The organism is Mesorhizobium sp. WSM4989, assembly GCF_029625795.1.
Lineage (GTDB): Bacteria > Pseudomonadota > Alphaproteobacteria > Rhizobiales > Rhizobiaceae > Mesorhizobium.
In genome coordinates this window covers 914,901-932,227 of record NZ_JARTVN010000001.1, presented here as the reverse complement: position 1 = coordinate 932,227, position 17,327 = coordinate 914,901, and the positions used below count along the sequence as shown (strand labels likewise).

Here is a 17,327-nt window from a genome sequence, read left to right as displayed (position 1 = left end):
GTGCTCGCCCAAAAAAACCCTAGCTCTCCCCCCAAGTCCGCGCTAATGCGATAACAGGGTGACGGGGTTGGGGATTTGCAATCTGGAGTAGCGGTGGACGGTGTTCTGTCCCGCGCCGCTCTGATAGTATTCCCGCGCCTGGAGTTCAGTACTACCCAATGACCGCCTATGTAGAAGCCGTATCGGGCCTGCGACCGAAGATGCGGCGCGCCATCATCATGGTCCAGGACCTCGTCATGGTCCTGATCGCGGTGGCGCTCAGCCTCACGCTCTCGCAGTCGCGGCTTTCCTTCGATGCGTTCTCCTCCGGCGGGCTGGCCTGCTGGGCGCTGATCGTGCTCCTTGCCCATCTCCTGTTTCGCACCTGCGGCCTCTACAGCACCGTCTGGCGCTTTGCCTCGACGCCCGACTTTTTCAACATCCTGAAGGGCTGCGGCAGCCTGACGGTGGTTCTCTATCTGGCTTCGATTGCCTACCGCTCCTTTTTCCAGCCGGTCGCCGGCCTCAACGAGCGCCAGTTCATCGTCTTCTTCCTGGTCTCCTTCACCATCATTTCGGCACCCAGGCTCTACTATCGCTTCCTGCGCGACGGCGCGTCCTGGCGCATCCTGCGCCGCGCCGCCGGCGATGCGTCGATCAAGCAGGCGCTGTTCATCGGCCGGCTGAGCGAGGCCGACGTGATCGTCCGCTTCACCCGCACGGCGGTGCCGGCCGAATATGCCATTGCCGGCATCATGGCCACGGAGGCCGGCGCGCCGCTCGGCACGCAGATCCAGGGCGTTCCGGTCGTGGCGCTGCGGCCGCGTCTGGTCGAGGTGCTGGAAGAATATGTCAAGGGCACGGAAAACCTCGACCTCCTGATCTTCGGCAAGGGGGTCGAGCGCGAGATCGAGGACTATGCCGAGCTGGTGCGCGTCGCCCGCCATAGCGGCATCGCCGTCGTCCAGTTCTCCGGTCTTTCGGAGCTGGGGCAGGGCGGCAAGCTGGTTCTCGATGCCGTCGAGATGGAAACCATCATGCGCCGTTCGGCGGTCGCCACCGACATCGCGCGCATCGGCGCCTTCGTCGGCGGCAAGCGCGTGCTGGTCACCGGCGGAGCCGGCTCCATCGGCCGTGTGCTGGTCAAGCGCGCGCTGGAGCTCGGCGCCGAGGCGGTGCTGGTGGCCGACAATTCCGAGTTCGGCATCTTCCAGCTCGATCAGATCATCGACGAGAAAGACCGCGACCGGCTGGCAAGCCGCATCGTCGATGTCACCGACCGGCCGCACATGATGCGCCTCGTCAGCGAGTTCAAACCCGCCATCATCTTTCACGCCGCAGCTCTCAAGCACGTGCCGCTGCTGGAAGAGAACTGGGAAGCGGCGATCGAGACCAATGTCTTCGGCACGCTCGCCTGCGCCGAGGTCGCGGCCGAATGCGGGGTGCCGCAGTTCCTGCTGATTTCCAGCGACAAGGCCGTCGACCCGAGCTCGGTGCTTGGCGTCACCAAGCGCGCGGCCGAGCAGATCGTCTCCTCGCTGCATGAAACCCACGCCGCGCCGTCGCCTTTCCCTGCCGGCGGGCTGAACGGCCACCATGCCGGCACCCCAACTGTGCGTCGTCCCGGCACCAAATTCATCGCCGTGCGCTTCGGCAATGTCTTCGGCTCCAACGGCTCGGTGGCGACCATCTTCCAGGCGCAGATCGAGGCCGGCGGGCCTGTCACCATCACCGACCGGCGCATGACGCGCTATTTCATGACGGTGGCCGAGGCCGTCGATCTCGTCATCATGTCGGCCGCCGATGCCGAGCGGCGCCAGGGCAGGGACGACTACGCCATCTACATGCTCGACATGGGCAAGCCCGTGCCGATCCTCGAAGTCGCCGAAACCATGATCCGCATGGCCGGCAAAAGCCCCTATACCGACATTCCGATCCGCTTCACCGGCATCAGGCCCGGCGAGAAGCTGCACGAGGCGCTGCATGGCGAAAGCGAGGAGGTCGTCAAGCTCGACATCGCCAAGATCTTCGGCCTCAGGACCGACGTCGTCGAGTGGCCGAGGATCGAGGCCGCGCTGCCGGCGCTGGTGGCCGCGATACGGGAGCAGGACAAGGCCGCGGCGCTCGCGATCCTGGCCGGGCTCCACCGGGCAGGGCAAGGCATTGGCGGCGCGCCCGAGCGGGCGGTGCCGAAAGCGGCTGGACAGATCGGTTAGGCCTGTGCCGCCCTCCCGCAATTGGCTATTGAAGCCTGTTCGAATGCCCTGCGGGTTCTGAAGCAGTGACCGGAAAAGATCAGCGCGTGGCCGTTCTCATGGGCACGAGGGATGGCGCCGCCTATATCGGCGAGCAGTTGCAATCCTTGCTCGCCCAATCATGGCCCCATGTCGATCTCTGGGTTTCCGACGACGGCTCGACGGACGCCACGCTCGCGATCCTCGAGGCGTGGCGGTCCCGCTGGAACAAGGGCTCCCTTACCGTGGTGCAGGGCCCGCGAAACGGCTTCGCAGCCAACTTCCGCTCGATGATCATCGAGCCGCGCGTCGATGCCGATTACTACGCCTTTTGCGACCAGGACGATGTCTGGGAGCCGGACCGGCTGGAGAGCGCCATTCGCTGGATGGAGACACAGGATATGGCAATGCCGCTCCTGTTCTGCTCGCGTACGGCGACCATTTCGGGGACCGGCGTCCCGGCCGGCCATTCGCCGCTGTTCCACCGCCCGCCATCCTTTCGCAACGCCCTTGTGCAGAGCATCGCCGGCGGCAACACCATGCTCTTCAACCGCGCGGCGCGTGACCTTCTGGCGAAGGCCTCGGCAAGAACCGAATTCGTCAGCCATGACTGGTGGGCCTATCTCGTCGTCACCGCCGCCGGCAAGGTCCGCTACGAGCCGCGGCCGCTGGTCAGATACCGGCAGCACGGGGCGAACCTGGTCGGCGCCAACGTCTCCTGGAAGGCGAGGCTTTCGAGGCTCGGGCGGCTGTTCCAGGGCCAGTTCGCCGCCTGGACGGACAGCAATCTCAGAGGCCTTGCCGTCAACCGCGACCTCGTACACGCGATGCAGCACGTTGCCTTCGCCTCTTCATCAGGGCGCGCAAGGGCAATGCTCTCAGGCGCTTCCGCCTGCTCGGCAAAAGCGGCGTCTACCGGCAGACCCTGATGGGCACGCTCGGCCTCTACCTTGCCTTTCTTTGGCGGAGGATCTGAGCCGTGACGGCTAAGCGGGCTTTCGACCTGACTATCGCGGCCGTCATGCTGGCGGTTACGTCTCCCGTTGTGCTGATCGCCATGCTGGCGGTCAGGGCGACGTCATCCGGACCGGCCATCTTTTCGCAGCCGCGCGTCGGGCGCGGCGGCGCTGTCTTTGCCTGCCACAAGCTGCGCACCATGCATCGCAACACCCCGTCCTTGCCCACGCACGAGGCGCCTGCTGGGTCGGTCACCGCGGTGGGCAGGGTGCTGCGCTCGACCAAGATCGATGAACTGCCGCAGCTCTGGAACGTGCTCAAGGGCGAGATGAGCCTTGTCGGTCCCCGTCCATGCCTGCCGACGCAAACGGAGCTGATCGGCTACCGGCAGCGGCTGGGCGTGCTATCGGCGCTTCCGGGCATCACCGGGCTGGCGCAGATCAAGGACATCGACATGTCCGATCCGAAACTCTGCGCCGAGACCGACGCTGCCTATCTGAAGGCCGCTTCGATCGGCCTCGACCTCAGAATATTGCTGGGGACATTCTACCGGGCCTGAGCGGCCTGCTTTCGCGCCAGTTCCTCAAGCCGGCCGAGCGTATCGGCTTCCGGTATCCAACCTTCCGCGACCAGCAGCGACGGATCGCAGATCTGGGTCGCGGTCAAGGCTTGCCATGATGCCTGCCTGCCGAGCAGCCTTGCCGCCAGCCGCAGCGCCATCGCAGGCATGGGAGCAAGCCGCGGCGGACGGCCGAAACCACGCCGGAACGCGGCAATGATTTCGGACATCGCCAGCGGAGCTGCGTTGCCCGCGACATAGGCCGGGTGGAGCGGTCCCGGACGGCTGACAAGGTGCAGCACCGCGCCCGCCGCCGTGTCGGACGCGATCAGCGAACGCACACCTGCCAGCACGCCGGCCGGCAGCGGCAGGGCGGTGTCGGCAAGCCGCATCATCAATGCCATGTTGCCCCTCATGCCCTCGCCATAGACGGGCGGCAGGCGCAGTGCCGTGGCATCCGGGCGCCCGGCGTAAACCCCGATCAGCCTGATCTCGCCTTCGCGTTTGGAGCGGCCATAGGCGCATTGCGGGGCAGGGGCCATCGCCTCGTTGATCGTGCCGCTGAAGCCGGGACCCGCCACGGCCCGGATCGAGGAAAGATAGATGAAGCGCCCGCCGCAACCTGCAGCCGCGGCCTTGGCCAGCCGCGCGGTCAGTGTCGCATTGGCGGCCTGGTGGTCGGCGTCGCTGAAGGTCCGATCGTTGTTCAGCGCCGCGCAGTGGACGACATGGCTCACCTCGCGCATCAGCGCCAGGAAGGCGTCGTCCGGCGCATCGGCGCCGGGCAGCGCAAAGACATCGCCCGCAGCCTGCAGTCGTTCTGGCCGGCGGGACGCAATGCGTATGTCGAAGCCGGCCTGACGCAGCCGGCCGGTCACCTGGCGCCCGATCAGCCCCGTCGCCCCGGTGACCAGGACCTTCATGTTCGCCGGCCGGCGGCCGAAGGAATGGCTGCGCTCTTGCCGGTCGGCGGCACCGTTCGTCCGCAAGCCAGATAGGTTCCCGAAACCAGGAACACCATCAGCGTCGAATCGAGAAGGTCCTGGCCGACTAGGATACCGGTCAGCCCGCCTATGAGATAGGTGACGACCGTGACGATGATCATCGTTGCGCCGAACCGTTCCGCTGGGCCGGCGCTGCGGCGCAGCGCCCTTGCCGCGTTCCAGGCCGCGACGACGAAGATCGCCGCCAAGGCGAACGCCCCTAACAAACCGGCCTGCACCGCCGCGGTCAGAAAACCGTTGTGGTAATGGTTGTAGCCTGCGTCCATGCCGAATTGATCGTGAAAACCCTGTTTCATCAGCGCCCGGCTGCCTGTGATGCCATGTCCGAAAATCGGAGCCTCGTGAAACGCCTTCGTGCCGATCTCCCACATCGCCACCCGCAGCCCAAGCGCCGTCGTATGGTCGTTCTTGGTGGTCAGCGCATCCAAGTCGCTGAAAAGGAAGTCAGCGCGATTGGCAATGACGGGAAACGCGATCGCGGCGAGCAGCAGGCAGGCGCCGCCGGCAATCAGCGCAATGCGCGCGAGTTTCAACCCGCTGAGCCGGCGCCGGTTGATCGAGAGCACGGCGATGCCCGCAAGCAGCAGCGCCAGCCAGATGATGCGGGAGCCCGAATAAAGCACCGCCAAGCTGCCCGACAGCGCAGCGAGAGTCAGCAGCTTCCAGCGCTTCTCGATCCCCGACAGCGCGCCTGCGAGGCTCATCGCCGCGGCCAGGCAGGTCACCGTCGCGAATACGATGGCATTCCCGGCACCGCCTTCGGCCCTGGTGCCGAGCCAGTAATACTGAACCACGGCGAGCAGCAGCGCGCCGAAACATGCCGCGGCGCTCGCCAGCACGACGATGCGCACAAGCACGGTCTTTTCCGTGATGCTCCAGGTCGAATAGGAGATCGGAAAGAAGAGGAAAGTGATCAGCGGCAGGAACAACCGCAGATCCGCCGCCAGCGTGCCGTTGACGATCGAAGCAAGGACGATGGCCGCGCAATAGGCACAGATCGCCACCGTCATGGCCAGCATCGGCCGGTCGATGTTGAACTGCCGCCGTTTGATGGCGAGCAGGAACACGGACCAAAGCGCGCCACCGTTGAAAACGAAGCTGACCACCGATCCCAGCACCGGCGGCGAGAAGAAGCAGACGATCGAGAAGTAGATGTTGATCTGTGTCGGCGTGAGATGCCGCCGAAGCGATGTAAACGGGTTCAATGCCTTGCTTCGCAATCTTCCAGGTTGTGCGCAGACCCGCCGGGGTACCGAACAATTGGCCCTGACCGATCCCGTTCTGCCGCGCCTCGCCCGCTCCCGCGCCGGTATAGCGGCTGGCTCCGATCTCCGATAGGGCGACCGAAGGATGTCCAGCCAAAAATCGGCGGCGTGGACGAAAGCTCTTGGAAGTCAACCTAGCCGATCGAAGCAAATAGGTTTGTTCGGCCCCTTTCAATTGCTCGGCTTGTCTGGGAGAATTTTCCGACTTATCAAGCTCACTTGGAAAATTCATTCCCAAAGCGCTGTGCCCGGCGCGGGTCTTGCATTGTTATGGGCGATGGCGATCTGCTAGAACGCCCGCGACAAGTGTCCAGGGCTTGACGGGCTGTTTTAGCAAACCGCGCCAATCGCCTGCTGCAAGGCCTGGCCGGCACGAAAGAACGCTCAATAGCTTATGAATATCGCGCTTACCCATTTGCAGCGGCTAGAGGCCGAATCCATCCACATCTTCCGTGAGGTTGCGGCCTCTTTCGCCAAGCCGGTGATGCTCTATTCGGTCGGCAAGGATTCCTCGGTGCTGATGCATTTGGCGATGAAGGCCTTCTATCCCGCCAAGCCGCCATTTCCCTTCCTGCATGTCGACACGACCTGGAAATTCCGTGAGATGATCGCCTTTCGCGATCAGATGGCGCAGAAGCTCGGCTTCGACCTGCTTGTCCATGTCAACGAAGACGGCGTGCGCGACGGCATCAACCCCTTCGATCACGGCTCGAACACCCACACCCATGTCATGAAGACGGTGGCGCTGCGCCAGGCGCTCGACAAATACGGCTTCGACGCGGCCTTCGGCGGCGCCCGTCGCGACGAGGAGAAGTCGCGCGCCAAGGAGCGCATCTTTTCCTTCCGCAATGCCCAGCATGCTTGGGACCCCAAGAACCAGCGGCCGGAAATGTGGAAGATCTTCAACACCCGGATCGCGCCGGGTGAATCGATCCGCGTCTTTCCCCTGTCCAATTGGACCGAGCTCGACATCTGGCAGTATATCTTGCAGGAGAACATCCCCATCGTGCCGCTCTATTTCGCCAAGGAGCGGCCGGTCGTCGAACGCGACGGCATGCTCATCATGAAGGACGATGACCGCATGCAACTGCGCCCCGGCGAGAAAATCGAGAACCGTCTCGTGCGCTTCCGCACGCTGGGCTGCTATCCGCTGACGGGCGCCATAGAATCTGATGCCGACACGCTCGAAGCCATCGTCGGCGAGATGCTGACCGCCCGCACCTCCGAGCGCCAGGGCCGCCTCATCGACCGCGACGAGGCAGGTTCCATGGAAAAGAAGAAGCGCGAGGGGTATTTCTGAGCATGCGCCACATCCTGGCCAAGAGCCTCGCCCCGACCGATTCGATCCGCGACTACATGGCCGCGCAGGAGAAGAAATCGCTGCTGCGCTTTCTCACCTGCGGCTCGGTCGACGACGGCAAGTCGACGCTGATCGGCCGGCTGCTGTCCGATACCAAGCAGATTTTCGAGGACCAGCTCGCCGCGTTGGAGAACGATTCTCGCAAGCACGGCACCACCGGCGACGACATCGACTTCGCGCTGCTCGTCGACGGGCTGGAGGCCGAGCGCGAGCAGGGCATCACAATCGACGTCGCCTACCGCTTCTTCGCCACCCCAAAGCGCAAGTTCATCGTCGCCGACACGCCCGGCCATGAGCAATACACGCGCAACATGGCGACGGGCGCTTCGACCGCCGACGTCGCCATCGTGCTGATCGATGCGCGCCAGGGCGTGCTGCGCCAGACCCGGCGCCATTCGGTCATCGCCTCGCTGCTCGGCATCCGCCACATCGTTCTTGCCGTCAACAAGATCGACCTCGTCGGCTTCGACAAGACCGTGTTCGACCGGATCGTCGCCGACTACGGCGAATTCGCGCAAAGCCTGGGCTTCAACAGTATCGTGCCGATTCCGATGTCGGCGCGCTTCGGCGACAATGTCACCAGCCGCTCGGAGCGAACGCCCTGGTATTCCGGGCCGTCGCTTATCGAGCATCTGGAAACCGTGTCTGTCGACGAGGCGGCGATCGAATTGCCGTTCCGCTTCCCCGTCCAGTATGTGAACCGTCCCAATCTCGATTTTCGCGGCTTTGCCGGAACCATTGCATCCGGTTCCGTTTCCAAAGGCGACGAGGTCGTGGTCGCCAAATCGGGCAGGGCCTCCCGGGTCAAGCGCATCGTCGCGCATGGCGGCGACCTTGAGCAGGCTGTTGCCGGCCAGGCCATCACGCTCGTCCTCGAGGACGAGGTCGAGGTTTCGCGCGGCAACATGCTGGTATCGCCGGCCGCACGTCCGCAGGTCGCCGACCAGTTCGCCGCCAATCTGGTCTGGTTCGACGAGCAGGCCCTGCTGCCCGGCCGGTCCTATATCCTGCGCACCGAAACCGATCAGGTGAGCGCGACCGTCACCGATCTGAAATACCGCGTCAACGTCAACGATTTCGCGCATGAAGCGGCGAAGTCCCTCGACCTCAACGAGGTCGGGGTGTGCAACCTGTCGACCCGGGCGCCGATCGCCTTCGATCCCTTCGCCGAGAACCGCACGACCGGCGCCTTCATCCTGATCGACCGCATCAGCAACGCCACCGTCGGCGCCGGGATGATCCTGCATTCGCTGCGCCGCGCCGAGAACATCCATTGGCAATCGCTCGACGTCGGCAAGCGCGGCCGCTCTGACCTCAAGAACCAGCGCCCGGCGGTGTTCTGGTTCACCGGTCTGTCCGGTTCCGGCAAGTCGACCATCGCAAATCTTTTCGAGAGGAAGCTGTTCGCGTCCGGCCGCCACACCTACATCCTCGACGGCGACAATGTCCGCCACGGCCTCAACCGCGATCTCGGCTTCACCGACGCGGATCGGGTCGAAAACATCCGCCGCGTCGCCGAAGTGGCCAAGCTGATGGCCGATGCGGGCCTGATCGTCATCGTCTCGTTCATCTCGCCCTTCAGCGCCGAGCGGCGCATGGCGCGCGAGCTGATGGGCGAGGGGGAATTCGTAGAGGTGTTCGTCGACACGCCGTTCGAGGAATGCGCCCGCCGCGACCCGAAGGGCCTTTACGCCCGCGCCTTGAGCGGCGAAATCAAGAACTTCACCGGCGTCGATTCTCCCTACGAGACGCCGGAGAACCCCGAGATCCACCTCGAGACTCTCGGCAGGACGCCCGAGGAGATGGCGGAAGCCCTGGAACACTGGCTGACGGAGCGCGACGTTGCCGAAGAGCAGTATGACGATGGCGGCGGCATCTGACGACGCGGCAATGCTTGGCGTGTTCGAGCGCCTCGCGCTCGATGCCGGCCGCGCGGTGATGCGCGTTTTCCACGAAGGCTGCGCCGTCGACAGCAAGTCCGACTCTTCGCCGGTGACGGAAGCCGATCGCGAAAGCGAAAAGATTATCCTGGCCGGCCTGCGCGCCGCTTATCCGGACATCCCTTGCGTCGCCGAGGAGGAGGTTGCGGCGGGTATTGCCACGCCCGACCTCGACTGTGCCTTCTTCCTCGTCGATCCGCTCGACGGCACCAAGGAATTCGTCAACCGCCGCACCGATTTCACCGTCAACATTGCGCTGGTGCGCCACGGCGTGCCGGAAGTCGGCGTCGTGTTCGCGCCTTGCACAGGACGTTTCTTCTCCGGTCGGGCGGGGACGGCGGAAGCGATCGACGTTGACGGCGACTATCGTATCGCCGGCCGTCGGCCAATCACCGTGCGGGCAGGCGGCACGCCGCTCGCCGTCGTCGCCAGCCGCTCGCACAACACGCCGGAAACCGAAGCCTTCATCCGCGATCTCGGCGCCACCGAAATCGTCTCGATAGGCTCGTCGCTGAAATTCTGCCTGCTCGCCGCCGCCGAGGCTGACGTTTATCCGCGCTTCGGCCGCACCATGGAGTGGGACACGGCCGCTGGCGATGCGGTGCTGCGCGCCGCCGGCGGCATGACCCGCACGCTGGACGGCCAGCCGCTCGTCTACGGCAAACGCAACCAGGCCACTGACACGGATTTCGCCAACCCGTATTTCATTGCGACGGGGAAGGGCGTGGAGGTTTAATCTCCCGCTCAAGGGCCGAGATTAGGCAGCCGCGACCTGCGCCGAGTTGGAGCCGATATAATTGCGGATCGTCTCGACGATCTTGTCTTGGTCGGCTTCGCTGAGATAGGCGTGCATCGGCAGACAGAGGATCTGCTTCGGCAGCTTCTCCGAAACCGCAAGACCGGTCGGCGTACGCGGATAATCGCGGTAGGCGATTTGTTCGTGCAGCGGCTTCACGTAATAGATGACCGACGGGATGCCTTGTTCGCCGAGATGGGCCTTCAACCCGTCGCGTTTCGGCGTCTCGATGGCATATTGCGCCCAGGCCGAGCGGCCGTGGCCGAGATTGCGTGATGCCTTGACGATGTCGCCAAGCCCATTGGCGTAACGGTCGGCGACCGCCTGGCGGGCCACCATCTCCTCCTCGAGGATGGCGAGCTTCTCGATCAGGATCGCCGCCTGCAGCGTGTCGAGGCGGGAATTGATGCCGACGCGGATGTTGTCGTACTGCGTCTCGCCCTTGCCGTGGAAGGCGAAGGAGCGCAGCTTGTCGGCGAGCGCAGCATCGTTGGTGAACATCGCGCCGCCATCGCCGTAGCAGCCGAGCGGCTTGGCCGGATAGAAGCTGGTCGAGCCGACATGGCCGAAGGCGCCGCACATCGTGCCGTCGGCCGAGCCGCCCATCGACTGGGCGGCGTCCTCGATCACCAGCAGGCTCTCGCGCTTTGCGATCGCCATGATCGCCTCGTAGTCGGCGGCAAGTCCGAACAGGTCGACCGGGATGATCGCCTTCGGCTTCAGCCTTCCTTGCTTCTTGATCATGTCGATCGCCGCCTCGAGGCTGGCGATATCGATGTTGTAGGTGTCGGGATCGACGTCGACGAAGACAGGCTCGGCCTTGGCGAGCGCCACCACTTCGGCCGTCGCGGCGAAGGTGAAGCTTGGCACGAACACGGCATCGCCCGGACCGATGCCGGCCGCAAACAGCGGCAGAAGCAGCGCATCGGTGCCGTTGGCGCAGGCCACCACATGCTTGACGCCGATGTAAGCCGCGAGCTTGTTCTCGAATTCTGCGACTTGCGGGCCGAGGATGTAACGGCCGTCTTCGACCACCGTGTCGATCGCGGCCTTCAGCCGGTCGCGGATTCGTTCGCGCTGCGCGCCAAGATCGATGAACTGCATGTCGGCCTCAGAAGCTGCCAGTAAACCGGCCCGCTGGTACCAGACTTGCCACGGCTGAAAAAGCCGCCCATGGCCAGGGCGAATTGCGCAAGTGTCGCAGCCTGTTACCGTTTTTTGCCTGCGCATTGCCAGAAGAAGCCGGAAATCCGGGCTTCCAAGCGTATTCGAAGCGGCTCTTGTCGCGCTGTTCCGGCCCTTCGAAACATAAAGTGATCGCTCGGGCACGGATCGCCGGCGGGACCGGTCAGCCGATCAGGCGATTTCGTGCCGCCATGGCGGGTTGGCGCCGGCCCGAGATACCGTCACGGCGGCCGCCTTGGCGCCAAGCTCCAGCGCGCTGCGGATGGCTTCCTCCGAGAGGCCGCCGATCGCTGCTTTGGTGAGCAGACCCTGCTCGTGCAGCGAGGCAAGGATGCCGGCATTGAAGGTGTCGCCCGCGCCGACGGTGTCGACCACCTTCACTTTCCGCGGCACCACCGTGACCTTGTGCTCCCTGCTGTAGCCGACGGCGCCTTCGCTGCCATGGGTGACGACGATCAGGCTGGGACCGCGGTCAAGCCAGTTGCGCACGACCTCCTCGTGCGAGCCCGCTTCGTCGAACCAGTTGAGGTCTTCGTCCGACAGTTTGACGATGTCGGCCATCGCCATCATCTCGCGGATGCGCCTCAGATGCTTGGCCTTGTCCGGAATGAAGTTCGGCCGGATGTTGGGGTCGAGCATCATCACCCGGCTGTTGTGCTCGCGCCGCATGAACTCCTCATAGGCCGATCCCGCCGGTTCCGAGATCAGGCTGATCGCGCCGAACAGCATCGCCTCGATCTCGGCGCCGAGCTTCGGCAGGTCCTCGATGGCGAGCATGCGCCCGGCGGTGTTCTCGTCGTAGAACGTATAGCTCGCCTGGCCATCGGTGAGCCGCACGAAGGCGAGCGTGGTCGGCTTGGGCGAGGTGTGCGCATAGGTCGAGCTCACCTTGCTGGCTCCCAGCGCCTCGCGGAGCTGGCCGCCGAACAGGTCGGAGGAGAGACCTGAGAAGAAGCCTGCCGGAGCGCCCAGCCGTCCGAGCGCGACCGCCGTGTTGAACACCGCTCCGCCGACATAAGGCGCGAAGGCCGCTTCGCCTTCCGCTGTCGTGCGCGGCAGCATGTCGATCAGGGCTTCGCCACAGCAGAGGATCATTGTGTCTCGGTCTCCGGCGGATGGATCACGCCCTTACGGATGATGATGTTGGCATAAAGCCTGGGTTCGCTGGTCGCGACGATCGCATGCGCGGCCTTGACGCGTGCATAGAAGTCGGCCCCCGCCAGCGCAATCACCTTGTGCCCCGGCGCGCGTTTGGCGCAGACCGCTTCCATCTCGTGATGCACGGGATCGGCGAGCGCCGGATCGCCTTTGACCGAGGCGCGGAACAGGGCCTCCGGCACCGCCGCATCCACCGGCAGCACGCTCAAAACGGCGTCCAGCACCGGAATGACGGCATGGCCGTCGGCGCGGATCAGCCTGCGCGCCTGTTCCTCGGCCGGATAATTGCCGTCGACGATGGCGATCTCGTCGCCATGGCCCATGGCCCTGAGCGTCGCCAGAAGCTGCGGGCCGAGCAGCGACGGAATGCCGATCAGCATGGTCAGGCGCTCCTGGAAATCGTCGTCGGTCCGATCAGGAAGCGTTCGGAAAGCGGCAGGCTGGCGCCGCCAAGCGCCCGCGCATGGATGCCGACCGTTCCTTCGCGTACGACCGGCAGCTTCAGCCCCTCGGCGTCGATACCGGTGATCGCGTCCGTCACCGCATCGACAAGCCTCCGCCGCACGTCGAGGGGCATCCAGCCGTCGATCACCGCGGCCTCGAAATCGATGACCGACGAGGCGGCAACGATCGCATAGGCCAGCGCTTGTGCAGCACTTGCGATCCAGTCGTCGAGCTCGGCGCCGATCTCGCCCCATTCCTGCGGCGAGGTCCACAGATAGGAGCCGTCGATGCCCTTGGCGCTCAGCGCCTTTTCCAGCATGGCGATCGAGGCGACATCGATAAGCTGTGTCGGCTTGCCGTCCGGCCCGGGCACCGGCATCGAACCCAGGGCGCCGGCATTGCCGGTCGGCCCGCCGAACAGGCGGCCGTTGAGCACGATGCCGCCGCCGGCAAAGGCACCGATATAGAAATAGACGAAGTCGCGCGCCGCGCCTGCCTGGCCGAAGACGAGCTCTGCCCCGCAAGCGGACGTGGCATCGTTCTGCAGATAGACCGGAAAGTCGCATTGGGACTGGATGTCGGCGCGGATGTCGCGATGGCGCCATTCATCCATGATCTCGCGCGGCGCGCCGGCTGTGTCGGCCCAGCTCCAAAGCTCGAACGGCATGGCGATCCCGAGCCCGGCGATGCGCTTGTCCTGCGCCGGTGTCAGCTCGCCGCGCATTTGTTTGATCCCAGCGCCGACGAACTCCACCGTCTCGCGCGGCGCCGGATAACGATAGGAATTCTGCAGCATCGATCGCACATTGCCGAGGAAGTCGATCAGCACCAGCTCGGCGCTGCGGCGGCCGATCTTGAGACCGATGAAGAAAGCTCCTTCCGGATTGAGCGCCATCGGGATCGACGGCTGGCCGATCTTGCCGCGCAGCGGCGCCTGGCGCACGAGCAGCTTGTCCTCTTCCAGCTCCCGCATGATGACGGATACCGTCTGGGCCGACAGCCCGGTCATGCGCGCGATGTCGGATTTGGCGAGGCTGCCATGCTGGCGCACCAGTGACAGCACCAGCCTTTCATTGTGGTCGCGCATGCCGCTCTGGTTCGTGCCGCGATGCAGCCGGCTCTCCAGAGCCTCGGGCGAACCGTGCCTCGCAATGCCGGTCTCCACCCTGTTCCTCCCGTCGGTTTCCCCACACTGGCTTTTCGTTCAGAATGAGTGAACAGCGCAAGTCTGTCAATAATAAATAAGAGTGATTTAATTATTGACAGATGATGCGGACTGGTGTCTTTTGGGGTGGCGTCCACGCTGGGAAAAATGGTTGGATGCGCTCGAGGCGCCGGGTTGGCCGGCGTCCGGAATGGTTCCATTGGGAGGAAATCGTGACCAAGAAATCGCTGCTGAAGTCCACCGTATTCGCGGCGGCCGGGCTGGGCCTGCTCGCATTCGCCTCGTCCGCATCGGCTGCGGGCGTCGGCGCCTGCCTGATCACCAAGACCGACACCAATCCCTTCTTCGTGAAGATGAAGGAAGGCGCCACCGCCAAGGCCAAGGAACTCGGCGTCGACCTGAAGACCTATGCCGGCAAGATCGACGGCGACAGCGAGAGCCAGGTCGCGGCGATCGAGAGCTGCATTGCCGACGGCGCCAAGGGCATCCTGATCACCGCCTCTGACACCAAGGGCATCGTGCCGACGGTGAAGAAGGCGCGTGACGCCGGCCTGCTGGTGATCGCCCTCGACACGCCGCTCGATCCGATCGACGCTGCCGATGCGACCTTCGCCACCGACAATCTGGAGGCCGGCAAGCTGATCGGCGCCTGGGCCGCCGCCACGCTCGGCGACAAGGCCAAGGACGCCAAGATCGGCTTCCTCGACCTCACTCCCTCCCAGCCGACCGTCGACGTTCTGCGCGACCAGGGCTTCATGATGGGCTACGGCATCGACGTGAAGGATCCCAACAAGATCGGCGACGAAGACGATCCGCGCATCGTCGGCCACGACGTGACCAACGGCAACGAGGAAGGCGGCCGCAAGGCGATGGAGAACCTCCTGCAAAAGGACAACACCATCAACGTCATCCACACCATCAACGAGCCGGCCGCAGTCGGTGCCTACCAGGCGCTCAAGGCCGTCGGTCTGGAAAAGCAGGTGCTGATCGTTTCGGTCGACGGCGGCTGCCCGGGCGTCAAGTCGGTTGCCGAGGGCGTTATCGGCGCCACCTCGCAGCAGTACCCGCTGCAGATGGCGGCGCTCGGCATCGAGGCGATCGCCAAATTTGCCAGGGACGGAACGAAGCCGAAGCCGACCGAAGGGAAGAACTTCTTCGACACCGGCGTCAATCTCGTCACCGACAAGCCGGCCAACGGCGTCAAGTCGATCGACACCAAGGAAGGCCTCGCCAAGTGCTGGGGCTGACGCTCTGACGGTTCACAAAGCTTGCGGCTGGGGGCTTGATCCCCGGCCGCATCGGGTGGACGATGCGCCTTCGTCAAGCGCGGACAATCCTGGCGACAGACCGGAAGAGGCGTCGACGGCGCGCGCAGCAATGAGAAGGCTGTGCGCATACGGGAGGATACATGTCTCAGATTCAGGAATTCGAGAAGGTACTTTCGGGCAGCGACAGCAGCGTCGCGGCCTTCGACGAGCACGGCAAGTCGTTCGTCAAGCGCGCCCAGCATTTCCTGCACTCCACGCCGGCGGCGGTGCCGCTGATCGTGCTGGTGCTGTCGGTCATCATCTTTGGCGTTGCCATCGGCGGCCGCTTCTTTTCGTCCTACACGCTGACGCTGATCCTGCAGCAGATCGCCATCGTCGGCATCCTGGGCGCTGCCCAGACGCTGGTCATCCTGACCGCCGGCATCGATCTTTCGATCGGCGTGGTGATGGTCATCTCGGCGGTGGTCATGGGCAACTGCGCCATCACCTATGGCATGCCGACAATCCTGGCCGTGGTGCTTGGGCTTGGCGCAGGCGCGGTTTGCGGCATGCTCAACGGCTTGTTGGTCGCCTATATGAAATTGCCGCCCTTCATCGTGACACTGGGCACCTGGAACATCGTCATGGCCACCAATTTCATCTACTCGGCCAATGAGACGATCCGCGACGCCGATGTCGACGCTCAGGCGCCGCTGCTGCATCTCTTCGCGCTGAGCTTCAGGATCGGCTCCGCCGTGCTGACGGCCGGCGTCATCGCCATGGTCCTGTTGGTGCTGCTCTTGTGGTATGTGCTCAACCACACGGCGTGGGGCCGCCATGTCTATGCCGTCGGCGACGACCCGGAAGCGGCGAAACTCTCCGGTATCCAGACCAAGTCTGTGCTGATGGCCGTCTATACGCTTGCCGGTCTGATCGCCGCCTTCGCTGCCTGGGTGTCGATCGGCCGCAACGGCTCGATCTCGCCGTCCGCCGCCGTCACCGACTACAATCTGCAAGCGATCACCGCGACCGTGATCGGGGGCATCTCGCTCTTTGGCGGCCGCGGCTCCATCCTCGGCACGCTGTTCGGCGCCATGATCGTCGGCGTCGTCTCGATGGGCCTCAACATGCTGGGCGCTGACCCGCAATGGAAAGTGCTGCTCACCGGTGTCCTGATTATCGGCGCCGTGGCGATCGACCAGTGGATCAGAAAGGTTTCGGTGTAACCATGACCCAGCAGGCTGTTCTCACCGCGCGCGGTCTAACCAAGCGCTACGGCCGCGTGACCGCGCTCAACAACTGCGACTTCGATCTCTACCCGGGTGAAATCCTGGCCGTGATCGGCGACAACGGCGCCGGCAAGTCGACGCTCATCAAGGCGATCTCCGGCGCCGTGCATCCCGATGAAGGGGTGATTGAGCTGGACGGCAAGCAGGTCCAGTTCAAATCGCCCATCGAGGCCCGCGAGGCGGGGATCGAGACCGTCTACCAGAACCTGGCATTGTCGCCGGCGCTGTCGATCGCCGACAACATGTTTCTCGGCCGCGAGATCCGCAAACCGGGTCCGCTCGGCAGCTGGTTCCGCATGCTGGATCGTCCGGCGATGGAAAAGCGCGCCCGCGACAAGCTGACCGAACTCGGCCTGATGACCATCCAGAACATCAGCCAGGCGGTGGAGACGCTTTCGGGCGGCCAGCGCCAAGGCGTCGCCGTGGCTCGCGCCGCCGCCTTCGGATCGAAGGTGGTGATCATGGACGAACCGACGGCGGCGCTCGGTGTCAAGGAAAGTCGCCGCGTCCTCGAGCTGATCCTCGACGTCAAGAAGCGCGGCCTGCCGATCGTGCTCATCTCGCACAACATGCCGCATGTCTTCGAGGTCGCCGATCGCATCCACATCCACCGGCTTGGACGGCGTCTATGCGTCGTCGATCCGAAGCAGATTTCGATGTCGGATGCCGTCGCGCTCATGACCGGCGCCAAGAAGCCGCCGGAGGACGCGCTGGCGGCCTGATCTCCGCCCCACCATGGTAATTG

At 64.5% G+C, this 17,327-nt stretch carries 15 protein-coding genes; 9 read left to right on the top strand and 6 right to left on the bottom strand.

All coding sequences use genetic code 11. From position 1 onward, the window contains the following. Positions 1-158 precede the first annotated feature (158 nt). The 3 genes from P9217_RS04685 to P9217_RS04675 all read left to right on the top strand — a co-directional run bounded on the left by P9217_RS04685 (position 159) and on the right by P9217_RS04675 (position 3,729). Positions 159-2,195, top strand: coding sequence for a nucleoside-diphosphate sugar epimerase/dehydratase (locus P9217_RS04685; protein ID WP_278086523.1), 2,037 nt, complete (start codon positions 159-161; stop codon positions 2,193-2,195). Positions 2,196-2,281: 86 nt separating this feature from the next. After that, positions 2,282-3,142: a glycosyltransferase family 2 protein gene (locus P9217_RS04680; RefSeq protein ID WP_278086524.1), complete on the top strand. Its 861-nt coding sequence runs from the start codon at positions 2,282-2,284 to the stop codon at positions 3,140-3,142. Between the two features lie 92 nt (positions 3,143-3,234). Then, positions 3,235-3,729, top strand: a complete 495-nt coding sequence (locus tag P9217_RS04675) for a sugar transferase (protein ID WP_278086953.1) — start codon at positions 3,235-3,237, stop codon at positions 3,727-3,729. On the opposite strand, the gene P9217_RS04670 is transcribed toward P9217_RS04675, so the two are convergent. Both P9217_RS04670 and P9217_RS04665 read right to left on the bottom strand, forming a co-directional pair. Continuing rightward, positions 3,717-4,652 (bottom strand): NAD-dependent epimerase/dehydratase family protein, encoded by a 936-nt coding sequence (locus tag P9217_RS04670; protein ID WP_278086525.1) that lies wholly within the window; start codon positions 4,650-4,652, stop codon positions 3,717-3,719. The two genes, P9217_RS04675 and P9217_RS04670, sit on opposite strands and share 13 nt — an antisense overlap. Beyond that, on the bottom strand, positions 4,649-5,938 hold the full coding sequence (locus P9217_RS04665) for an O-antigen ligase (RefSeq protein WP_278086526.1): 1,290 nt from the start codon (positions 5,936-5,938) through the stop codon (positions 4,649-4,651). The genes P9217_RS04670 and P9217_RS04665 overlap by 4 nt, the downstream gene beginning before the upstream one ends. 454 nt (positions 5,939-6,392) lie before the next feature. On the opposite strand from P9217_RS04665, the gene cysD reads away from it, so the two are divergent. From cysD to cysQ, 3 genes are read left to right on the top strand one after another with little or no spacing between them, the layout of a single operon-like run. Further along, positions 6,393-7,298, top strand: coding sequence for a sulfate adenylyltransferase subunit CysD (gene cysD / locus P9217_RS04660; protein WP_066997810.1), 906 nt, complete (start codon positions 6,393-6,395; stop codon positions 7,296-7,298). Positions 7,299-7,300: 2 nt separating this feature from the next. Continuing rightward, positions 7,301-9,238 carry a sulfate adenylyltransferase subunit CysN gene (cysN, locus tag P9217_RS04655; RefSeq protein WP_278086527.1) on the top strand — a complete coding sequence of 646 codons (1,938 nt, stop codon included), beginning with the start codon at positions 7,301-7,303 and terminating at the stop codon, positions 9,236-9,238. Between the two features lie 10 nt (positions 9,239-9,248). Next, on the top strand, positions 9,249-10,034 hold the full coding sequence (gene cysQ, locus P9217_RS04650) for a 3'(2'),5'-bisphosphate nucleotidase CysQ (RefSeq protein ID WP_164748290.1): 786 nt from the start codon (positions 9,249-9,251) through the stop codon (positions 10,032-10,034). 21 nt (positions 10,035-10,055) lie between these two features. Here the strand turns inward: cysQ and P9217_RS04645 are convergent, their stop codons facing one another. From P9217_RS04645 to P9217_RS04630, 4 genes are all read right to left on the bottom strand, one after another. Next, a complete protein-coding gene (locus P9217_RS04645; RefSeq protein ID WP_095823761.1) occupies positions 10,056-11,198 on the bottom strand; it encodes a DegT/DnrJ/EryC1/StrS aminotransferase family protein in 1,143 nt (380 codons plus the stop codon). Positions 11,199-11,450: 252 nt separating this feature from the next. Further along, a complete protein-coding gene (locus P9217_RS04640) occupies positions 11,451-12,374 on the bottom strand; it encodes a carbohydrate kinase (RefSeq protein WP_278086528.1) in 924 nt (307 codons plus the stop codon). After that, positions 12,371-12,817 (bottom strand): RbsD/FucU domain-containing protein, encoded by a 447-nt coding sequence (locus P9217_RS04635; protein ID WP_067327918.1) that lies wholly within the window; start codon positions 12,815-12,817, stop codon positions 12,371-12,373. The genes P9217_RS04640 and P9217_RS04635 overlap by 4 nt, the downstream gene beginning before the upstream one ends. 2 nt (positions 12,818-12,819) lie before the next feature. After that, positions 12,820-14,046, bottom strand: a complete 1,227-nt coding sequence (locus P9217_RS04630) for an ROK family transcriptional regulator (protein WP_095781659.1) — start codon at positions 14,044-14,046, stop codon at positions 12,820-12,822. Positions 14,047-14,258: 212 nt separating this feature from the next. Here P9217_RS04630 and P9217_RS04625 point away from each other — a divergent pair, with 212 nt between their 5' ends. The 3 genes from P9217_RS04625 (at position 14,259) to P9217_RS04615 (ending at position 17,304) form a co-directional block, all read left to right on the top strand. After that, positions 14,259-15,293 carry a sugar ABC transporter substrate-binding protein gene (locus P9217_RS04625; protein ID WP_278086529.1) on the top strand — a complete coding sequence of 345 codons (1,035 nt, stop codon included), beginning with the start codon at positions 14,259-14,261 and terminating at the stop codon, positions 15,291-15,293. Between the two features lie 161 nt (positions 15,294-15,454). Further along, the gene (locus tag P9217_RS04620; RefSeq protein WP_278086530.1) at positions 15,455-16,519 is read left to right on the top strand and encodes an ABC transporter permease; all 1,065 of its coding nucleotides are present in this window, start codon (positions 15,455-15,457) and stop codon (positions 16,517-16,519) included. A 2-nt stretch (positions 16,520-16,521) separates the two neighbouring features. Then, positions 16,522-17,304 (top strand): ATP-binding cassette domain-containing protein, encoded by a 783-nt coding sequence (locus P9217_RS04615; protein ID WP_066997791.1) that lies wholly within the window; start codon positions 16,522-16,524, stop codon positions 17,302-17,304. Positions 17,305-17,327: the final 23 nt, after the last annotated feature.

Excerpts from the sequence above, each read along its gene's own strand:
- P9217_RS04685 (WP_278086523.1), top strand. The coding sequence starts at position 159 with ATGACCGCCTATGTAGAAGCCGTATCGGGCCTGCGACCGAAGATGCGG.
- P9217_RS04675 (WP_278086953.1), top strand. The coding sequence starts at position 3,235 with ATGCTGGCGGTTACGTCTCCCGTTGTGCTGATCGCCATGCTGGCGGTC.
- P9217_RS04670 (WP_278086525.1), bottom strand. The coding sequence starts at position 4,652 with ATGAAGGTCCTGGTCACCGGGGCGACGGGGCTGATCGGGCGCCAGGTG.
- cysD (WP_066997810.1), top strand. The coding sequence starts at position 6,393 with ATGAATATCGCGCTTACCCATTTGCAGCGGCTAGAGGCCGAATCCATC.
- cysN (WP_278086527.1), top strand. The coding sequence starts at position 7,301 with ATGCGCCACATCCTGGCCAAGAGCCTCGCCCCGACCGATTCGATCCGC.
- cysQ (WP_164748290.1), top strand. The coding sequence starts at position 9,249 with ATGCTTGGCGTGTTCGAGCGCCTCGCGCTCGATGCCGGCCGCGCGGTG.
- P9217_RS04645 (WP_095823761.1), bottom strand. The coding sequence starts at position 11,198 with ATGCAGTTCATCGATCTTGGCGCGCAGCGCGAACGAATCCGCGACCGG.
- P9217_RS04640 (WP_278086528.1), bottom strand. The coding sequence starts at position 12,374 with ATGATCCTCTGCTGTGGCGAAGCCCTGATCGACATGCTGCCGCGCACG.
- P9217_RS04635 (WP_067327918.1), bottom strand. The coding sequence starts at position 12,817 with ATGCTGATCGGCATTCCGTCGCTGCTCGGCCCGCAGCTTCTGGCGACG.
- P9217_RS04620 (WP_278086530.1), top strand. The coding sequence starts at position 15,455 with ATGTCTCAGATTCAGGAATTCGAGAAGGTACTTTCGGGCAGCGACAGC.
- P9217_RS04615 (WP_066997791.1), top strand. The coding sequence starts at position 16,522 with ATGACCCAGCAGGCTGTTCTCACCGCGCGCGGTCTAACCAAGCGCTAC.